Here is a 15989-nt window from a genome sequence, read left to right on the forward strand (position 1 = left end):
CGCTCGTTACGAGTGCTGCTCATCATCGAGCAGAGACCGCAAACGGGCCAGAGATCGGCTCAGCAATCGTGAGACGTGCATCTGCGACACGCCGACCGAGTCCGCGATCTGGCTCTGCGTCATGTTCCGGAAGAACCGCAGCACGACGATCCGTCTTTCCCGCTTGGGCAGCCCGCGGAGCATCGGGTCCAACGCGTGGTGCAGTTCGACGACCTCCAACGCCGGGTCGTCGCTGATCAGCCGGTCGGCGTGGTTGAGCTCGTCGCTGATGGCCTGCTCGTCCAACGACAGCAGGTGGTACGCCGAGGTCGCGTGCAGCCCCTCGTACACCTCGTCCACCCCGATGCCGAGGTGCCGGGCGACCTCGCTGGGCGTGGGCGTGCGGCCGGTGTGCCGGGACAGCTCCACCCGGGCGGTGTCGATGGCGACGCACAGTTCCTTCAGCCGGCGCGGCACGCGCACCGCCCAGCCCTGGTCGCGCAGGTACCGCCGGACCTCGCCGGTGATGGTCGGCACCGCGAACGCGAGGAAGTCGATACCGCGGGTGACGTCGAACCGGTCCACCGCGTTGATCAGCCCGACCGCCGCGACCTGCCGCAGGTCCTCGACCGACTCGCCGCGTTCGGCGAACCGGTCGGCGATGTGCCTGGCCATGGGCAGGTGCTCGGTCACCAGGCGGTCCCGCAGCGCCTGGTACCGCGCACCGTCCCGTTCGGCCTCCGCCAGCTCGTGGAACAACGGCTGGTAGTCCACCGCGTTCATGCCCGACACCTCAGCTCGACCCGCAACCGGCCCTCCCCGTCAACCCAGGTGGCCACCGCGTCGGTCACGGAGCTGACGACCCTCCAGTACAACGAGTCATGATCGGGGACGGTGACGGCCGATGACCGGACCTCCGCACGGAAGAGCACGGAATCACCTTCCCGGGCGAACCTGCACCGCAATTCGGCGGACGGTTCCAGCGACCGGGCGATGAGCGCGGTGCACGCCTCGTCGACCGCGATGACCAGGTCGATCGCCAGCTCGGGCGTGGACCGGCCGATCACCCCCGCGACCGCGCGGACGGTGGAGAGGTGGTCCGGCCTCGCCGCCACCCTGAGCTCCACCTCCGAGCCGTCCATCAGTGGCGAACGCTCCTCACACACCTCGTCGTCGTCGCCGCGGGCATACCCGCGAACCCCGCCGGCTACACCCGTCCACACAGGACTGAGCAACAGAATCGTGAAAGCCGAACATGCCGTGCGTGTGTTCATCACGGTTTGCGAACGGTGGTAGGTAACCGTGTGATCGGAGTCATACTGATCGCCTCCCCGACCCCAACGGAGGCGCCGGTGCTCGAGGCGAACAACCTTGAGGTGGTCTACGACGACGTGATGTTGGTGCTCCGCGGCGTGAGCCTGAGGGTTCCCGAGGGGCGGATCGTCGCCCTGCTGGGAGCGAACGGCGCGGGCAAGACGACCCTGCTGCGAGCGCTGTCCGGCCTGCTCGACGTGCACGACGGCAAGATCACCCGCGGCCGGATCACCTTGGACGGCACGCCGATCCACCGCTCGTCGCCGACGCGCATCGCCTCCCTCGGCGTGAAGCAGGCGCTGGAGGGCAGGCGCATCCTGGCCGAGCTGTCGGTCGAGGAGAACCTGCGCATCGGCGGGCACAGCAGGCCGCGCGGCATCAAGCAGAACCTGGAACGGATGTACGAGTTGTTCCCCCGGTTGCGGGAACGGCGGCGGCAGAGCGCCGGGTACCTGTCCGGCGGCGAGCAGCAGATGCTGTCCATCGGCCGGGCGCTCATGTCCGAGCCGCGCTACCTGCTGCTGGACGAGCCGAGCCTGGGCCTCGCACCGCTCATGGTGCAGCAGATCCGCGACTTGATCGTGAAGATCAACGCTGCGGGCACGACCGTGCTGCTGGTCGAGCAGAACGCGACCATGGCGCTGTCCATCGCCGACCACGGCTACGTGCTGGAGACCGGCAAGGTCGTGATGGACAAGCCGGCCGCCGCGCTGCTGGCCGACGAGGACGTGCGCGAGTTCTACCTGGGCCTGCGCGGTGAGGCCACCGCGCAGTCGTTCCGCGACGTGAAGCACTACAAGCGGCGGAAGCGGTGGTTGTCGTGAGCCTCCCCGGCCCTGGGAACCCCGACCCTGGGAACCCCGACCCTGGGAACAACGTGCTGGAAGTCGAGGACGTGACGTTGGCGTTCGACGGCGTCACCGCCGTGGACGGCGTGTCGTTCCACGTCGCCGCGGGCGAGCTGTTCGCCATCATCGGGCCCAACGGCGCGGGTAAGACGTCGATCTTCAACGTGCTGTCCGGCGTCTACCGGCCGCAGTCCGGCTCGGTCCGGTTCCTGGGTCAGGACGTGCTGGGCAAGCGCCCGCACAAGATCGCCGCCATGGGCGTCGCCCGGACGTTCCAGAACATCGAGCTGTTCGCGCACCTCACCGTGGTCGAGAACCTGATGTTGGGGCGGCACAACCACATGCGCTACGGCGCGCTGGCCGCGTTCGCGTGGGTCGGCCGGGCCCGGCGCGAGGAGTTGGCCAACCGGGCGGCGGTGGAGGAGGTCGTCGACTTCCTCGAACTGGAGCAGTGGCGGCGCCTGCCGGTGGGCCTGCTGCCGTACGGGGTGCAGAAGCGGGTGGAGTTGGGGCGTGCGTTGGCGATGGAGCCGAAGGTGCTGCTGCTGGACGAGCCGGTCGCGGGCATGAACGTCGAAGAGACCGAGGACATGGCGCGGTTCGTGCTCGACGTCCGCGACGAACTCGGCATCGCGATGGTGATGGTGGAGCACGACATGGGCCTGGTGATGGACCTCGCGGACCGGGTGATGGTGCTCGACTTCGGCAAGCCGATCCGCACCGGCACGCCCGCCGAGGTGCAGCAGGACCCGGACGTCGTGCGCGCCTACCTGGGTGAACAGCACCAGACCGTGGGAGGCTCCGCGTGACCACCCTGACCACGACCGGGCTCACCACCATCGTCACCCGCGTCCGGGACCGGGCGGCGGCCACGCCGGACGCGGTGGCGTTGCGCGCCAAGGACTTCGGTATCTGGCAGGAGGTCACCTGGGCGCAGTACTGGGCGCAGGCCGAACTCGTCGGGCACGCCCTGCTGGCGCTCGGGATCGACGTCGGTGACCGGGTCGCGATCCACTCGGAGAACCGCCGCGAATGGCTGTACGCCGACATCGGCACGGTGGCCGTGCGCGCGATCACCGTGGGCCTGTACCCGACGAATCCGGCCAGCGAGGTCGCCTACCTGCTGTCGCACTCCGGCGCCCGCGTGCTCATCGCCGAGGACCAGGAGCAGGTGGACAAGGCACTGGCCGTGCTGGACGCCCTGCCCGACCTGGAGCGGATCGTCTACCTGGAGCCGCGCGGCATCCGGCACCGCTACGACAACCCCAAGCTGATGGCCTGGGACGACTTCCTGGCCCTGGGCGCGGAACACCGGGACGCACACCCGGACGCGGTGGAGCGCCGGATGCGCGAGGTCGAGCCGGACGACGTGATGACGTTGATCTACACCTCCGGCACCACCGGGCCGCCCAAGGGCGCGATGCTGACCGTGGCCAACGTCGAGTTCGCCATCGAGGCGCTGGTGGAGGGCGGTGGGTTCACCTCTCCGCCGCCGTCGCCGAAGGACGTCATGCTCTCCTACCTGCCGCTGTGCCACGTCGCCGAACGCATCTTCACCACGTGGTTCAGCGCGTCGGCGGGCGTGCAGGTGCACTTCGCCGAGTCCATCGAGACCGTGCAGGCGAACCTGCGCGAGGTGCAGCCGACGATCCTGTTCGGCGTGCCGCGCATCTGGGAGAAGGTGTTGGCCGCCATCACGATCAGCGCGTCCAGCGCCACCTGGGTCAAGCGCGTGACGACCAGGTTCTGGCTGGGCGTGGCCGACGGGCTCGGCGCGCAGCTGGTGCGCCACGGCGGCCGGCACACGTTCGCCACCCGGCTGAAGTACGGCGTGGGCTGGCTGTTCTGCTTCCGCGCGTTGAAGGCGCGGATCGGGATGCGGCACGTGCGCTACGCCGCGTCGGGCGCCGCGCCCATCTCGCCCGAGGTGCTGCGGTTCTTCATGGGCATCGGCGTGCCGATGCACGAGGTGTACGGGATGACCGAGAACAGCGCCATCGCCACCGGCAACCGGCCCGGCCGGGTGAAGGTCGGCACGGTCGGCGAGCCGCACCCCGGCGTGGAACTGCGGATCGCCGAGGACGGCGAGATCCAGACCCGGCACGCGGGCGTGTTCGCGGGCTACTGGCGCGACGAGGACGCCACCCGGCGGGCGATGACCCCGGACGGGTGGCTGCGCACCGGTGACGTCGGCGAGTGGGTGGACGGCACGCACGTGCGGATCACCGACCGGATGAAGGACATCATCATCACCGCGGGCGGCAAGAACGTGGCGCCGTCGGAGATCGAGAACGCGCTGAAGACCTCGCCGTACATCAAGGAAGCCATCGTGGTCGGCGACCAGCGCCCGTACCTGGTGGCGTTGATCGGCATCGAGTACGACACCGTCGGCCACTGGGCCAGGCAGCGCCGGCTCTCCTACACCACCTACCGCGACCTGGCGGAGAAGGACGAGGTGCGCGAGTTGGTGCAGGGCATCGTGAACGGGGTCAACGAGCGGTTCGCCACCGTGGAGCAGGTCAAGAAGTTCCGGATGCTGCCCAAGGAACTCGACCACGAGGACGGCGAGCTGACCGCGACGCAGAAGGTGAAGCGGTCCGCGCTGGCCAAGGTGTTCGGTGAACTCGTGGAGGACATGTACCTCGGGGGGCGCGGATGACCGAGTTCCTGCAATCGCTGATCCGGGGTCTGGGGTCCGGTTCGATCTACGCGCTGCTGGCGCTGGGTTTCGTGATCATCTACAAGTCGACGCGGGTGATCAGCTTCGCCCAGCCGGCGTTCATGCTCGCGGGCGCGGTGCTGGTCAGCTACCTGGCCGCGGAGGTCGGGTTCTTCGTGGCCGTGCCGGTGGCGGCGGTGCTGATCGCGGTGCTGGCGCTGGGCGTGGAGCGGACCGTGCTGCGGCCGATGATCGGCAAGCCGGTGTTCGTGGTCGCGATCATCACCATCGGCGTGGACGTGGTGGTGCGGGTGGTGACCAACGCGTTCATCGGGCTGGACGTGCGCCAGGTCGGTGACCCGTGGGGGCTGTCCACGGTGGTGCTGCTCGGCGTCGAGGTGCAGCAGCGGTACCTGGTGATGTTCGGGACGACGGTGGCCGTGGTCGCGGTGCTGTTCTCGTTCTTCCGGTTCTCCCGGGTCGGGCTGGCCATGCGCGCGGTCGCCTACGACCAGGAGGTCGCGCTGGCGCAGGGCATCTCGGTCGGCTCGGTGTTCGCGCTGTCGTGGGCGATCGCGGGCGGGCTGGCGGCGTTGGCCGGGGTGTTCGTGGCCACCGGCGCCGGTGTCGACCAGCAGCTGTGGGTGATCGCGCTGAAGGCGTTGCCCGCGATCATCCTCGGCGGGCTGGACTCGCTGGGCGGCGCGGTCGTCGGCGGGCTGGCGGTGGGGGTCGTGGAATCGCTGGTCGGCACCTACCAGGGTGACGTCGCGCCGTGGCTCGGGCCGAACTTCGCGCTGGTCGCGCCGTACGTGCTGATGCTGGTCGTGCTGCTCGTGCGGCCTTATGGGCTGTTCGGCAGCAAGGAGGTGGAGAGGCTTTGAAGGGTCGTCCGGAGCTGTACACCTCTTACGCGCAGGACACGGCATTCCTGAACACGCGGCCCAAGCGGACGTGGACCGGGGCGTTGCTGGTGGTCGCGCTGCTGATGCCGTTCGCCGTCACCGACGACCTGCTGATGCTGCTGGCCACCGGGTTCGTGGCGGCGATCGGCGCGATCGGGCTCAACATCGTGACCGGGTACGCGGGGCAGGTGTCGTTGGGGCACGCGTTCTTCCTCGCCATCGGCGCGTACACGGGCGCGGCGCTGTCGGGTGATCCGGACGGGCGGGTGCTCGGGTTCGGTGTGACGTCGCTGCCGGTGTGGCTGCTGGCGTCCGGGCTGGTGGCGGGGCTCGCCGGGCTGATCGTGGCGCCGTTGGCGGTGCGGCTGCGCGGGCTGTACCTGGCGATCGTGACGCTGGGCCTGGTGTTCCTGGGCGAGCACATCTTCCGGGAGTGGACGTCGTTGACCGGTGGTCCCGGGGTGGGGCGGCCGGCGGCGGTGCCGGAGCTGTTCGGCGTGCGGTTGGACCGGGCGTCGGCGTTGTTCACCGGGCCGCAGCAGCTGTACCTGCTGATGTTCGTGCTGCTGGTGATCTTCGCGGTACTGGCGCGCAACCTGGTGCGGTCGCGGATCGGGCGGGCGTTCGCGGCGGTGCGGGACCGTGACCTGGCGGCGGCCGTGATCGGGGTGGACCTGGCCCGGTACAAGGCGCTGGCGTTCGCCGTGTCCTCGTTCTACGCCGGGGTGGCGGGCTCGTTGTTGTTCGTGGTCAACGGGTTCTTCGACCCGGGCTCGTTCGGCCTGCTGCTGTCGGTGCAGTACATCGCCATGGTGCTCATCGGCGGCGCGGGCACGATCTCCGGCGCGATCATGGGCGCGCTGTTCATCACGTTGCTGCCGCGCATCACCAGGGAACTGCCCACGGTGTTGCCGTTCATCAGCGCTGATGCGACCGGAGCGGTCACGGTGTTCCAGGTCGAGGCGGTCCTCTACGGGCTGCTGATCGTGGTGTTCCTGATCGTGGAGCCACGGGGCCTGTTCGGTATCTGGGTGCGCGTGCGCAACTACTGGCGCACTTGGCCTTTCTCGTACTGAAAGGGTGGATGGGATGGCAAGGCACAGAGCGGTGCTCGCGTTGTTCTCCGTGGTGGCGCTGGCCGCCGTCGCTTGTCGCGGCGGTGACGGTGCGGCGCCGCAGGAGGGCAAGGGCGGTATCAAGGTCGATTTCGGCGTGACCAGCGAACCGTGCCCGGGCACCGGCCACAGTGACCGGGGCTGCATCTACCTCGGGTCGATCTCGGACCTGACCGAAGGGCCGTTCAAGACGCTCGCGGTGCCGATCACCGAGGCGCAGAAGGCGTACTGGAAGCGCGTCAACGACCAGGGCGGCATCGGCGGCTACGACGTGGACGTCACGTCGTACGTGAAGGACAACAAGTACAACCCGCAGATCCACAACCAGGTGTACCAGGAGATCAAGGGCAAGGTGCTCGCCTTGGCCCAGACCCTCGGCTCGCCCACGACCGCCGCGATCCTGCCCGACTTGGAGAGCACGCAGATGGTCAGCGTGCCCGCGTCGTGGACGTCGCTGTGGGGCGTGGAGGAGGTCATCCTGGAGTCCGGCGCGAACTACTGCATCGAGTCGATGAACTCGGTGGACTACGCGGCGGACGAGCTGGGCGCGAAGAGTGTCATGGCCGTGCACCTGCCGGGTGACTACGGCGACGACGCGGCGGCGGGCGCGAAGCTCGCGGCGGAGAAGCGCGGGTTGACGTTCACGAACGCGGTCACCCAGACCGGCCAGGACAACCAGGGCGGCGCGATCGACGCGGTGCTGGCGAACAAGCCGGACGTGGTCATCCTGACCACCGGGCCGACCGACGCGGCGGTGATCATCGGCCAGACCGCGGCGCGTGGCTTCACCGGCAAGTTCATCGGCACGTCGCCGACGTGGAACCCCGGTCTGATGGCCAGCCCCGCGGCGCCCGCGATCAAGGCGCTGTACATGCAGTCGGCGCCGTGGAAGGCGTGGGAGACCGACACGCCGGGGCACAACGCGATGCGTGCGGCCCTGCCGGACGTGACGCCGAACGACGGCTACACGGCCGGGTGGGTGTGGTCCTACCCGTTGAAGGCGGCGCTGATGAAGGCGGCCGAGAACAAGGACCTGACCAGGGCCGGGCTGCTGGGCGCGGTGCGGGAACTGGACTCGGTGGACTACGAGGGCATGCTGCCGTCCGGTGCGGGCAACTTCTCCGGGAACTCGAACGACGCCACGTTCCGGCAGACGTTGATCTACAAGCCGGACGACGCGGCGGCCACCAAGGTGACCCTGGTGGAGGACTTCTTCACCGGACCGACGGCGACGGACTTCAAGTTCGAGAAGCCCTGCTACACCTGATCGATCGACAGCGTCCCGGCCACCGTTCGGAGGTGGCCGGGACGCCGCGCGTCAGGTGTTCCAGAGGACGCAGTGGTGTGTCGTCTTCACGTCGAACGTTCGGGTGGCGTCCGGGGCGAGGACGAGTGCCCGGTTGCCGGCGCCGAGGCGGGGCCACGGCGGGCTGCTCGTGCCGTTGGGGTCGCCGGTCCGGGTGAACCGGGTCCAGTAGCCGACCAGCTGGTCGGCCAGGCGGCGTTGGTCGGTGGTGAGGTCCGGGCCGTCGGGGAAGTCGAAGAGGTAGAAGACCTCGGCCCCGTGCGCGATGAGCGGGAACCACGTCGTGTGCGGCAGCAGTTCGTCGGCGGTCTTCGCGCGCAGGCAGGCCAGGTCGGCGCACGACAGCCGCTCGGCCAGGGCCTGGCCGGTGCCCTGGATCGTGCTGACCGGGTGCCACGTGGAGATCGCGCCGACGCCCTCGCCGAACGCGCCGGCCGGGTGACCGGTCAGGCACGACCCGCTCTGCACGATCGCGCGGTGGAACAGGCCTCGGGCGGTCGGCGAGGTCATCAGGGTGCAGGCGCTCATGCCACCGGCCGATGCCCCGGCCAGGGTGACTTCGGCGGGGTCGCCGCCGAACGCGGCGATGTTGGCGCGGACCCAGCGCAGTGCCGCCACCTGGTCGTGCAGGCCGAAGTTGCTGTCGCCGAGCCGCGGGTGGGCGAAGAAGCCGAACACGCCGAGCCGGTAGTTGACCGTCACGACCACGACGTCCCCGGCCCGCACCAGCCTGGCCGGGTCGTAGATCGAACCGGCGCCGGTGACGAAGCCGCCACCGGGGATCCAGACCATGACCGGCCGGCCGGCGCCGGGGCGTGCGGGTGTGGTCACGTCCAGGGTCAGGCAGTCCTCGCTCTGCGGTGGTGGATCTCTTCGGGTGCCGTCCGGCATGTCCGGTGCCTCCGGCTGCACGCACACCGGGCCCGATCCGGTCGCGTCGCGCACGCCTGTCCAAGGGGTGACCGGTTGTGGTGTCCGCCAGCGGCGTTCGCCGACTGGCGGTGCGGCGTACGGGATGCCCCGGAACCGGCGCACCCCGTTCCCGTCCGTTCCCCGGACGTCACCCGACGCGGTCGTGACGATGAGGTCCGTGACGGAGCGGTCAGTGCCGGCGTCGACTGCGCCGCACGCCGTCAGTGCCGAGACACCGAGCAGCAGGGCGAGAACCCGTCGACCGATCATGCGCCCTTGGTCTTCCTGCTGCCCCAGCTCGCCAGGAGTGCCCCGGCGAGGGCGATCACCGCGTAGCAGGACAGCCGCGCCGCGAATCCGCCCGGCAACCACCCCAGCAGGCCCGCGTTGTCGTGGTCGACCAGCAGTCGGATACCGCCCTGCGCGCCCAGCGCGAGCAGGACCATGCCCGCGATCAGTCCGGCGGTGTTCTTCATCGGTAACCCCCATCGTTTGTGGTTCGATCGAACCATAACAGGTCTTGGTACGATCGCACCACAACGCTGACGGCGGGGAGGACGTACGGGATGCCCCGACAGGTGGACCACGACCTGCGTCGCCGGCAGATCGCGGAGGCCGTGTGGCGGCTGGCGACCAGGGGTGGGCTCGAAGACGTGACGCTGCGGCAGGTCGCGGCCGAGGCCGGGGTGTCCGCGCGGCTGCTCCAGTACTACTTCGGCACCCGTGATCAGCTCCTGCTCGGCGCGCTGGAGATCCTGAACGCCGACGCCGAGCAACGTGCCCGGGAACGCCTGGCGGCGTTCGGGGAGACGCCCGGCATGCACGCGATCGTCCGCGGCGTGCTGCTGGAAATGCTCCCGTTGGACGAGGAGCGGCGGAACCGGCATCTCGTGTACGTGGCGTACTTCGTCCGCTTCCTCGTCGAACCCGCCCTCGCCGAGGTGGCGCTCGCCGCGCCGCTCGCGATCGAGAACCTGATCGCCGACCTGCTCACCCAAGGGCGGGAACTCGGCGAGGTGTCACCGGACATCGACATCGCGGCCGAGGCGGCGTTCCTGGTGGCGGGTGCGGAGGGTTTCCAGTCGAGCGTGCTGCTCGGGCAGCGGACCCCCGAGGACGCCGTGGCGCTGATGGACCACCAGCTCGCCCGCGTCTTCACCGGCACGACTCCCGGCTGACCCGGCTGTTGTCACATTCCTCGCTCCAGGGGCGAAGAAGGGGTGGGGGCACCCGGACAGAAAGGTCGGCGTCCATGAGTCAGTCCGAGGGGGACGTGTACCAGCTCGGCGGTGGCGTCGAGCCGGCCGTTGCCGATGTCGACCGGATCGCCGCGCACGCTGAGCCGGTCGTCCGCAACCTGCAGATCACCCACTGCTACCACGAACTGTCGCGGGCACTGGCCGCCCTCACCGGCGGCGGGTCCGCGAACTGGTGCACGTTCGCGGTGTGGGCGTCCAAGCAGATCGGGCAGACCATCCGGCAGGAGGATCTGGCGGTCACGTTGGAGCGGCTGCTGCGGTCGTCGCCAGAGGTGGGTGCCGGGATCGAGTTGGTTGTACGTGCTTTGCGGCGGGTTGTTCCGCGTGATGCCGTCGAGGGTGCCGAGCGGTTGGTGCGGCAGGCGGTGGTGGTGACGGCTCGGCTGGACGCGGCCAGTGATGCGGGGGCGCGGGGGAATCTGAAGGTCTTCGAGGAGATCGCTCGGGAATTCGCGCGTTTTGTGGCGGCGTTCGGCGACGAGACGGTGGCGGACGAGCGGCGGATCGCGGAGTTCTGTGACGGGCTGCGGTCGGGTGAGCCGCCCGAGGGGCAGCGGTACCTGCGGCAGGCGTTCACGCGGTACTACCGGGCGATGTTCGCCGACGATCCGAAACGGCGGGCCGAGCTCCTGCTCGCGGCCAACATCGAGATCGGCCTGCACGAGCAGACGCGGCTGCAACCGGAGATCGCCGCCGCGATGGAGGCGCCGGTCGTCGATCCCCGTGAGCTCGAACGCCGTCTGTTCGACCTGCTCCTGCCGGGTAATCGCGTGGTCAAGTGGCTGCGGCTGGCGTTCTGGACCGTGGTCGGCCGGCGCAAGCCGGTGCGCCTGGCCACCGAGCAGTTGGCCGACCACGCCCGCGGGTTGGCCCGTCGAGCGGTCACCGAGCACCTGATGACGCTGGCGTTGCCCGGTGGTGAGCTGCTCGATCTGGGCGATGACCTCCCGGGCAGGTTCCCGCCGCTGCTCGTGGAGCTGTCCGACCCCGAACTGCTGGCGCTGCTCCAACTCGTCGACCCGACGCCCGACAGCATGGCCGACACCGCCTCGCGGGACTGGGCGGACCTCGCCGACCGCCTGCACTACATCGCCGACATGTTCCGCTGTCACGCCCAACGCGGCAACCTGCTCGAACCGCCGTTCACCACCGAGCAGGTCGAAGTCATCAAGGCCGGGGGCCGCCCGCCCGGCCGACTCTGATCCGGCACCGCCGAGCTGACGACCGGACCGGTGCCGGACGTCGGCTCGGCGCGGATGGCAGCCGGGAGGCGGCAGCCGGGGAGGCCGGGATTCAGCGGGAGGCGGGGATTCAGCGGGAGTTGTTGCGGGACTTGCGGCGACGATCGATGGGGGCGGCCTCCTGGTGCGGGCCGACGTGCCGGTTCATGGCCGAGGCCCGGAGGTGCTGCGGCGCGAAACCGGGCCAGGACTTGTCGCGCTTGAGGATCAGGCGGTCCAGCTTGTCGCCCATGTGCTCCACCGGGCAGCCGCCCATGTACTTGAGGAACTCGGAGTAGGGCAGCGGCACGGGTTTCAGGGACAGCCGGCCGTTCTTGGTCAGCACCGGTTGCCACTGGGACAGCGGGAGCGGCAGGTAGCGGTTGTCGCCGTTCTTGGGCTGGGTGGTGATCGTCAGGACCTCGACGTGCGTCGGCGTGGCGTCCACGACCAGGACGCGCCGTTCCTTGTGGGTTTCCGCTCGTCGTCGTGGGTGACGATCGCCAGCCACACCTCGCCCTCCTCCGGCGGCCACTGGGTGACCCCGGGCGGTGCGGGGTCGGCGGGCGGGCCGGAGCGCAACCACCGACTCCGCCGCCGGTAACCGACCACGATGGCGGTGCAGCCGACCACGAGCACCGCCAGTTCCAACAGCGCCACGAACCGGGTGAGGCCACCTGAGGCGGTCGGGTCGGGGATCGCCTGGCCCCCGGTCAGGACGGTCAACGCGATGATCACGCCCACGGTCAGCACGAACTCCCGCCCCGGCTTGACCAGCAGGCGCGGGCGGTCCTGGTAGAGCAGCGCGAACACCAGGCAGAGCCCCAGCATGGGCACCGCCAACAGGTTGATCAGCGTGCTCATGCCGCTCCCAGGTCCTCGCCGCCACGTGATCCGCCCGTCGTCGGTCCGCCGTCCGGCGTTACACACCAGCGTTGCCCATGTGGGCAACCGCCGCTGCCCCAAGGATCGTCGGGTCGCCGCTGTTCGCGGAGAAACCGCCGGCTCATCGTGGGAACGTGATCCACGAGGTTGACGAGGCGCTGAGGCGGTTGGTCCGGGACGACGCGTTGCGCGGCACGGACGTCGAGGTCGCGTTCGAAGCACCCACGAAGGACTGGGCCGCGCGCCGCAACGCGCCGACCGTCAACGTCTACCTCTACGACATCCGCGAGGACCTCCGCCGCCGGCAGCGGGGCCTGCTCAACGAGTACGAGAACGGCCAGGTCACCGCCCGCCGCCTGCCGCCGCGCCACATCAAGCTGTCCTACCTGATGACGGCCTGGACCCAGCGGTCGGAGGACGAGCACCGGTTGCTGTCCGAGCTGCTGATCGGCTTCCTGCGGCACGAGTCCGTGCCGGTCGAACTGCTGACCGGGTCGCTGGTCGAGCTGGGCCTCCCGGTGCCGATGACCGTCGCCCTGCCGCCACCGGAGGACCGCGCGTTCGCGGACGTGTGGACGGCGCTCGGCGGCGAGCTGAAACCGTCGCTGGACGTGGTGGTGTCCGCGCCGATCGACTCCGGCCGGGTGTTCCCGGCCGGGCCACCGGTGGAGGACGGCATGCGGCTGGCCATGGGCGACGACTCGGTCGCGCACCGCGTGGCGATGAGCCGCAGGCACCCGTGAACACCGGCAGCCTGCCCCACGTGTTCGCCCGGCTGGCCGCGCTGGAGCGGCGGATCCGGGCGGCGGTGGCGGCACGGCGCAGCGCCGACCCCAACCCGGATGACCCGTTCCGCGGCCTCTACCTGTCCGACGAGGCGATCGACGCCCTGCTGACGTCCCGGCGGGAGCCGTTCGTGCCGTTCCAGGCCTCGGCGGCGTCCGGCCGGCTGGGGCGGCTGGCGGAGACCGCCGGGCTGTCCGGGCTGGACGTCGAGCTGCTGCTGGTGGCCCTCGCGCCGGACGTGGACAGCCGGTTCGAGCAGTTCTACGGCTACCTGAACGACGACGTCACGAGGAGACGCGCGACCGCGGGCCTGGCGCTGCGGCTGTGCGGGCTGCCGGAGGCGTCGGCGGCGGGCCGGGCGCGGATCGACCCGTCGGCACCGCTGCGGTCGGCCGGGCTGCTCGTGGTGGACGACCGGGAGCGGCCGTTCCTGTCCCGCTCGCTGCGCGTGCCGGACCGGGTGGTCAACCACCTGCTGGGCGACGACCTGCCGGACGCGGCGCTGGCCGGTGTCGCCCGCGTGGTGGACGAGGTCACCGCGGCCGACGTCGGCAAGCTCGTGCGCGCGCTGCTGGCCCAAGTGCGCCTCGGTTACCTGCGCGAACGACCGGGCGGCGGTGCCCGGGAGGTGGCCGCCGCCGCGCTGCGGGAGGCCGGTTTCGCGGTGCTGGAGGTGGACGCGGCGCGCCTGCGCGCGGAACCGGACCAGCACGCGTTGACCGCCGCTTTGCTGCGCGAGGCCGTGTTGCGCGGCGCCGGGGTGGTGCTCGGCCCGGTCGAGGAGGAACCGCCGCTGGCCGCGCTGACCCATCCCGCGGTCCCGCTGGTGGTGTTCGGCCCGAACGTGTGGGACCCGAGGTGGAGCGCCGACCCGCCGTTGCTGCACGACGCGGCGCCGCTGCCCGTCGCCGACCGCGCCGCCCTGTGGCGGACCCGGCTGGACGGCAGCCTCGCGCCCGGCGTCGACCCGGCCGCCGCCACCGCCCACTTCGTGCTGGGCCCCGGCCAGATCACCCGCGCGGCACGAGCCGCGTCGGTGTCCGCGCTGGTGGACGGCGGCGTCGTGACCACGGAACACCTGCGTGCGGGCGCACGCAGCCAGAACGCGGCCGGCCTGCAACGCCTGGCCCGCCGCATCGAACCCGCCGTCGACTGGGACGACCTGGTGCTGCCGAACCCGGTGGTCGGCTTGCTGCACGAGCTGGCCGCCCGCGCCCGGCACCGCGACCAGGTGATCGACGAGTGGCGGATGCGGCCGGGCGGCGGCCGGGGGCGCGGCGTCACCGGGTTGTTCGCGGGCGACTCCGGCACCGGCAAGACGATGTCCGCCGAGGTCATCGCCGCGTCGCTGGGCCTGGACCTGTACACGGTGAACCTGGCGACCGTGGTGGACAAGTACGTCGGCGAGACCGAGAAGAACCTGGAGCGGATCTTCACCGAGGCGTCCGGCGTGAACGGCGTGCTGCTGTTCGACGAGGCCGACGCGATCTTCGGCAAGCGGTCCGAGGTGCGCGACGCGCACGACCGGTACGCCAACATCGAGAGCGCGTACCTGTTGCAGCGCATGGAGACCTTCGACGGCATCGCGGTGCTGGCCACGAACCTGCGCGCGAACCTGGACGAGGCGTTCACCCGCAGGTTGGACGTGGTGGTCGACTTCCCGATGCCGGACGAGCCGCTGCGCCGCCTGCTGTGGGACCGGTGCCTGGGCGTGACGGCGCCGCGCACCGAGGTGGACCTGGACTTCCTCGCGGGGGCGTTCGAGCTGGCGGGCGGGCACATCCGGTCGGCCGCGGTGACCGCCGCGTACCTGGCGGCCGAGTCCGGCGGGCCGGTGGGGATGGCGGAGGTGGTCGGCGCGGTGGCGCGCGAGTACCGGAAGTTGGGGCGGCTGGTGGGGGAGCGGGAGTTCGGGCGCTACCTCGGTCTGGCGGCGGCGGAAGTGGCCCGGTGAGCGTCGTTGTCGTGGCTGCCCTTTCGGGCAGCGACCGCCGCCCTCATGGTCCTGGTTCGGCGGTGGGCGAGGTTGGAGGATGGACGCAGACTCCGCCAGTTCTAGGGGGCGACCATGCGTGGGCACGAGCACGATCACGACGGTGACGTCGGTTTCCGGCCGAAAGGCGATCGCGCCGAGCGCGAGGACCACGACCTGATGGGACGCGCGGCGGCGGCCGGGCGCCCGGACGTCCTGGGTGCTGCCGGGATGCTCGACCTGCAACGCGCGGTCGGCAACGCGGGCGCGAGCACGTTGGTCGAGGACCAGGCCGCGGAGTCGCCCGTGCACGACGTGGTGCGCTCCGGCGGTTCGCCGCTGGACACCGGCGTGCGCGAGGACATGGAGACCCGCTTCGGGCAGGACTTCGGCGACGTGCGCGTGCACACCGACGGCGCGGCGCACGAGTCGGCGAAGTCGGTCAACGCGCAGGCCTACACCGTCGGCTCGAACATCGTGTTCCAGCGCGACAAGTACGACCCGTCGTCCGACTCCGGCAGGCACATGCTGGCGCACGAGCTGACCCACGTCGTGCAGCAGCGCAACGGCCCCGTGGAAGGCACGGACACCGGCGGCGGCGTCAAGGTCAGCGACCCGTCCGACCGCTTCGAGCGTGAGGCCAGCACCAACGCCGACCACATCATGTCCACGCCTGCGGCCCCGGCCGTCCAGCGCGTCACCGACCCCGTGGTCCAACGCGAAGAAGCCCCGCCCGCCGAAGAGGGCGAGGAGGAGAAGATGGCGCAGACCTACGTCGAGCCGTCCGTGCAGCGGGAAGAGGACGAAGAGACGGAGTAGCCGCGCCGGG

General features: G+C 70.6%; 17 protein-coding genes. 11 read left to right on the forward strand and 6 right to left on the reverse strand.

The window, feature by feature from the left end:
• Nucleotides 1-6: 6 nt before the first annotated feature.
• Both ALI22I_RS16450 and ALI22I_RS16455 read right to left on the reverse strand, forming a co-directional pair.
• A complete protein-coding gene (locus ALI22I_RS16450) occupies nucleotides 7-762 on the reverse strand; it encodes a SigB/SigF/SigG family RNA polymerase sigma factor (RefSeq protein WP_077006376.1) in 756 nt (251 codons plus the stop codon).
• A complete protein-coding gene (locus ALI22I_RS16455) occupies nucleotides 759-1121 on the reverse strand; it encodes an ATP-binding protein (RefSeq protein ID WP_077006377.1) in 363 nt (120 codons plus the stop codon). Before ALI22I_RS16455 ends, ALI22I_RS16450 begins: the two co-directional genes overlap by 4 nt.
• A 210-nt stretch (nucleotides 1122-1331) precedes the next feature.
• On the opposite strand from ALI22I_RS16455, the gene ALI22I_RS16460 reads away from it, so the two are divergent.
• From ALI22I_RS16460 to ALI22I_RS16485, 6 genes are read left to right on the forward strand one after another with little or no spacing between them, the layout of a single operon-like run.
• Nucleotides 1332-2117 carry an ABC transporter ATP-binding protein gene (locus tag ALI22I_RS16460; protein WP_077006530.1) on the forward strand — a complete coding sequence of 262 codons (786 nt, stop codon included), beginning with the start codon at nucleotides 1332-1334 and terminating at the stop codon, nucleotides 2115-2117.
• A gap of 53 nt (nucleotides 2118-2170) precedes the next feature.
• The gene (locus tag ALI22I_RS16465) at nucleotides 2171-2950 is read left to right on the forward strand and encodes an ABC transporter ATP-binding protein (RefSeq protein ID WP_077006378.1); all 780 of its coding nucleotides are present in this window, start codon (nucleotides 2171-2173) and stop codon (nucleotides 2948-2950) included.
• Entirely contained in the window at nucleotides 2947-4800 is a 1854-nt protein-coding gene (locus ALI22I_RS16470) for an AMP-dependent synthetase/ligase (protein WP_077006379.1), read from the forward strand. Before ALI22I_RS16465 ends, ALI22I_RS16470 begins: the two co-directional genes overlap by 4 nt.
• On the forward strand, nucleotides 4797-5684 hold the full coding sequence (locus ALI22I_RS16475; RefSeq protein ID WP_077006380.1) for a branched-chain amino acid ABC transporter permease: 888 nt from the start codon (nucleotides 4797-4799) through the stop codon (nucleotides 5682-5684). Before ALI22I_RS16470 ends, ALI22I_RS16475 begins: the two co-directional genes overlap by 4 nt.
• Nucleotides 5681-6781, forward strand: a complete 1101-nt coding sequence (locus tag ALI22I_RS16480; RefSeq protein WP_083751768.1) for a branched-chain amino acid ABC transporter permease — start codon at nucleotides 5681-5683, stop codon at nucleotides 6779-6781. Before ALI22I_RS16475 ends, ALI22I_RS16480 begins: the two co-directional genes overlap by 4 nt.
• Nucleotides 6782-6794: 13 nt before the next feature.
• The gene (locus ALI22I_RS16485) at nucleotides 6795-8087 is read left to right on the forward strand and encodes an ABC transporter substrate-binding protein (protein ID WP_077006382.1); all 1293 of its coding nucleotides are present in this window, start codon (nucleotides 6795-6797) and stop codon (nucleotides 8085-8087) included.
• A 51-nt stretch (nucleotides 8088-8138) separates the two neighbouring features.
• Here the strand turns inward: ALI22I_RS16485 and ALI22I_RS16490 are convergent, their stop codons facing one another.
• Nucleotides 8139-9308 carry a carboxylesterase/lipase family protein gene (locus tag ALI22I_RS16490; protein WP_077006383.1) on the reverse strand — a complete coding sequence of 390 codons (1170 nt, stop codon included), beginning with the start codon at nucleotides 9306-9308 and terminating at the stop codon, nucleotides 8139-8141.
• A complete protein-coding gene (locus ALI22I_RS16495; RefSeq protein ID WP_077006384.1) occupies nucleotides 9305-9514 on the reverse strand; it encodes a hypothetical protein in 210 nt (69 codons plus the stop codon). Before ALI22I_RS16495 ends, ALI22I_RS16490 begins: the two co-directional genes overlap by 4 nt.
• Before the next feature lie 90 nt (nucleotides 9515-9604).
• Here ALI22I_RS16495 and ALI22I_RS16500 point away from each other — a divergent pair, with 90 nt between their 5' ends.
• Together ALI22I_RS16500 and ALI22I_RS16505 are read left to right on the forward strand one after the other, a co-directional pair.
• The gene (locus ALI22I_RS16500; RefSeq protein ID WP_077006385.1) at nucleotides 9605-10216 is read left to right on the forward strand and encodes a TetR/AcrR family transcriptional regulator; all 612 of its coding nucleotides are present in this window, start codon (nucleotides 9605-9607) and stop codon (nucleotides 10214-10216) included.
• Between the two features lie 74 nt (nucleotides 10217-10290).
• On the forward strand, nucleotides 10291-11499 hold the full coding sequence (locus tag ALI22I_RS16505; protein ID WP_077006386.1) for a hypothetical protein: 1209 nt from the start codon (nucleotides 10291-10293) through the stop codon (nucleotides 11497-11499).
• 109 nt (nucleotides 11500-11608) lie between these two features.
• On the opposite strand, the gene ALI22I_RS16510 is transcribed toward ALI22I_RS16505, so the two are convergent.
• Together ALI22I_RS16510 and ALI22I_RS16515 are read right to left on the reverse strand one after the other, a co-directional pair.
• The gene (locus ALI22I_RS16510) at nucleotides 11609-11965 is read right to left on the reverse strand and encodes a hypothetical protein (RefSeq protein ID WP_077006387.1); all 357 of its coding nucleotides are present in this window, start codon (nucleotides 11963-11965) and stop codon (nucleotides 11609-11611) included.
• Complete coding sequence (locus tag ALI22I_RS16515) at nucleotides 11932-12381, reverse strand: hypothetical protein (protein ID WP_077006388.1); 450 nt, start codon at nucleotides 12379-12381, stop codon at nucleotides 11932-11934. The genes ALI22I_RS16510 and ALI22I_RS16515 overlap by 34 nt, the downstream gene beginning before the upstream one ends.
• Before the next feature lie 155 nt (nucleotides 12382-12536).
• Between ALI22I_RS16515 and ALI22I_RS16520 the strand changes: the two genes are divergently transcribed.
• The 3 genes from ALI22I_RS16520 to ALI22I_RS16530 all read left to right on the forward strand — a co-directional run bounded on the left by ALI22I_RS16520 (nucleotide 12537) and on the right by ALI22I_RS16530 (nucleotide 15979).
• Nucleotides 12537-13145: a DUF4255 domain-containing protein gene (locus ALI22I_RS16520; RefSeq protein WP_077006389.1), complete on the forward strand. Its 609-nt coding sequence runs from the start codon at nucleotides 12537-12539 to the stop codon at nucleotides 13143-13145.
• A complete protein-coding gene (locus ALI22I_RS16525) occupies nucleotides 13142-15142 on the forward strand; it encodes an ATP-binding protein (protein ID WP_077006390.1) in 2001 nt (666 codons plus the stop codon). The genes ALI22I_RS16520 and ALI22I_RS16525 overlap by 4 nt, the downstream gene beginning before the upstream one ends.
• A 114-nt stretch (nucleotides 15143-15256) precedes the next feature.
• The gene (locus ALI22I_RS16530; RefSeq protein ID WP_077006391.1) at nucleotides 15257-15979 is read left to right on the forward strand and encodes an eCIS core domain-containing protein; all 723 of its coding nucleotides are present in this window, start codon (nucleotides 15257-15259) and stop codon (nucleotides 15977-15979) included.
• Nucleotides 15980-15989: the final 10 nt, after the last annotated feature.

This window comes from Saccharothrix sp. ALI-22-I, from assembly GCF_001984175.1.
In the GTDB taxonomy this organism is placed as follows: domain Bacteria; phylum Actinomycetota; class Actinomycetes; order Mycobacteriales; family Pseudonocardiaceae; genus Actinosynnema.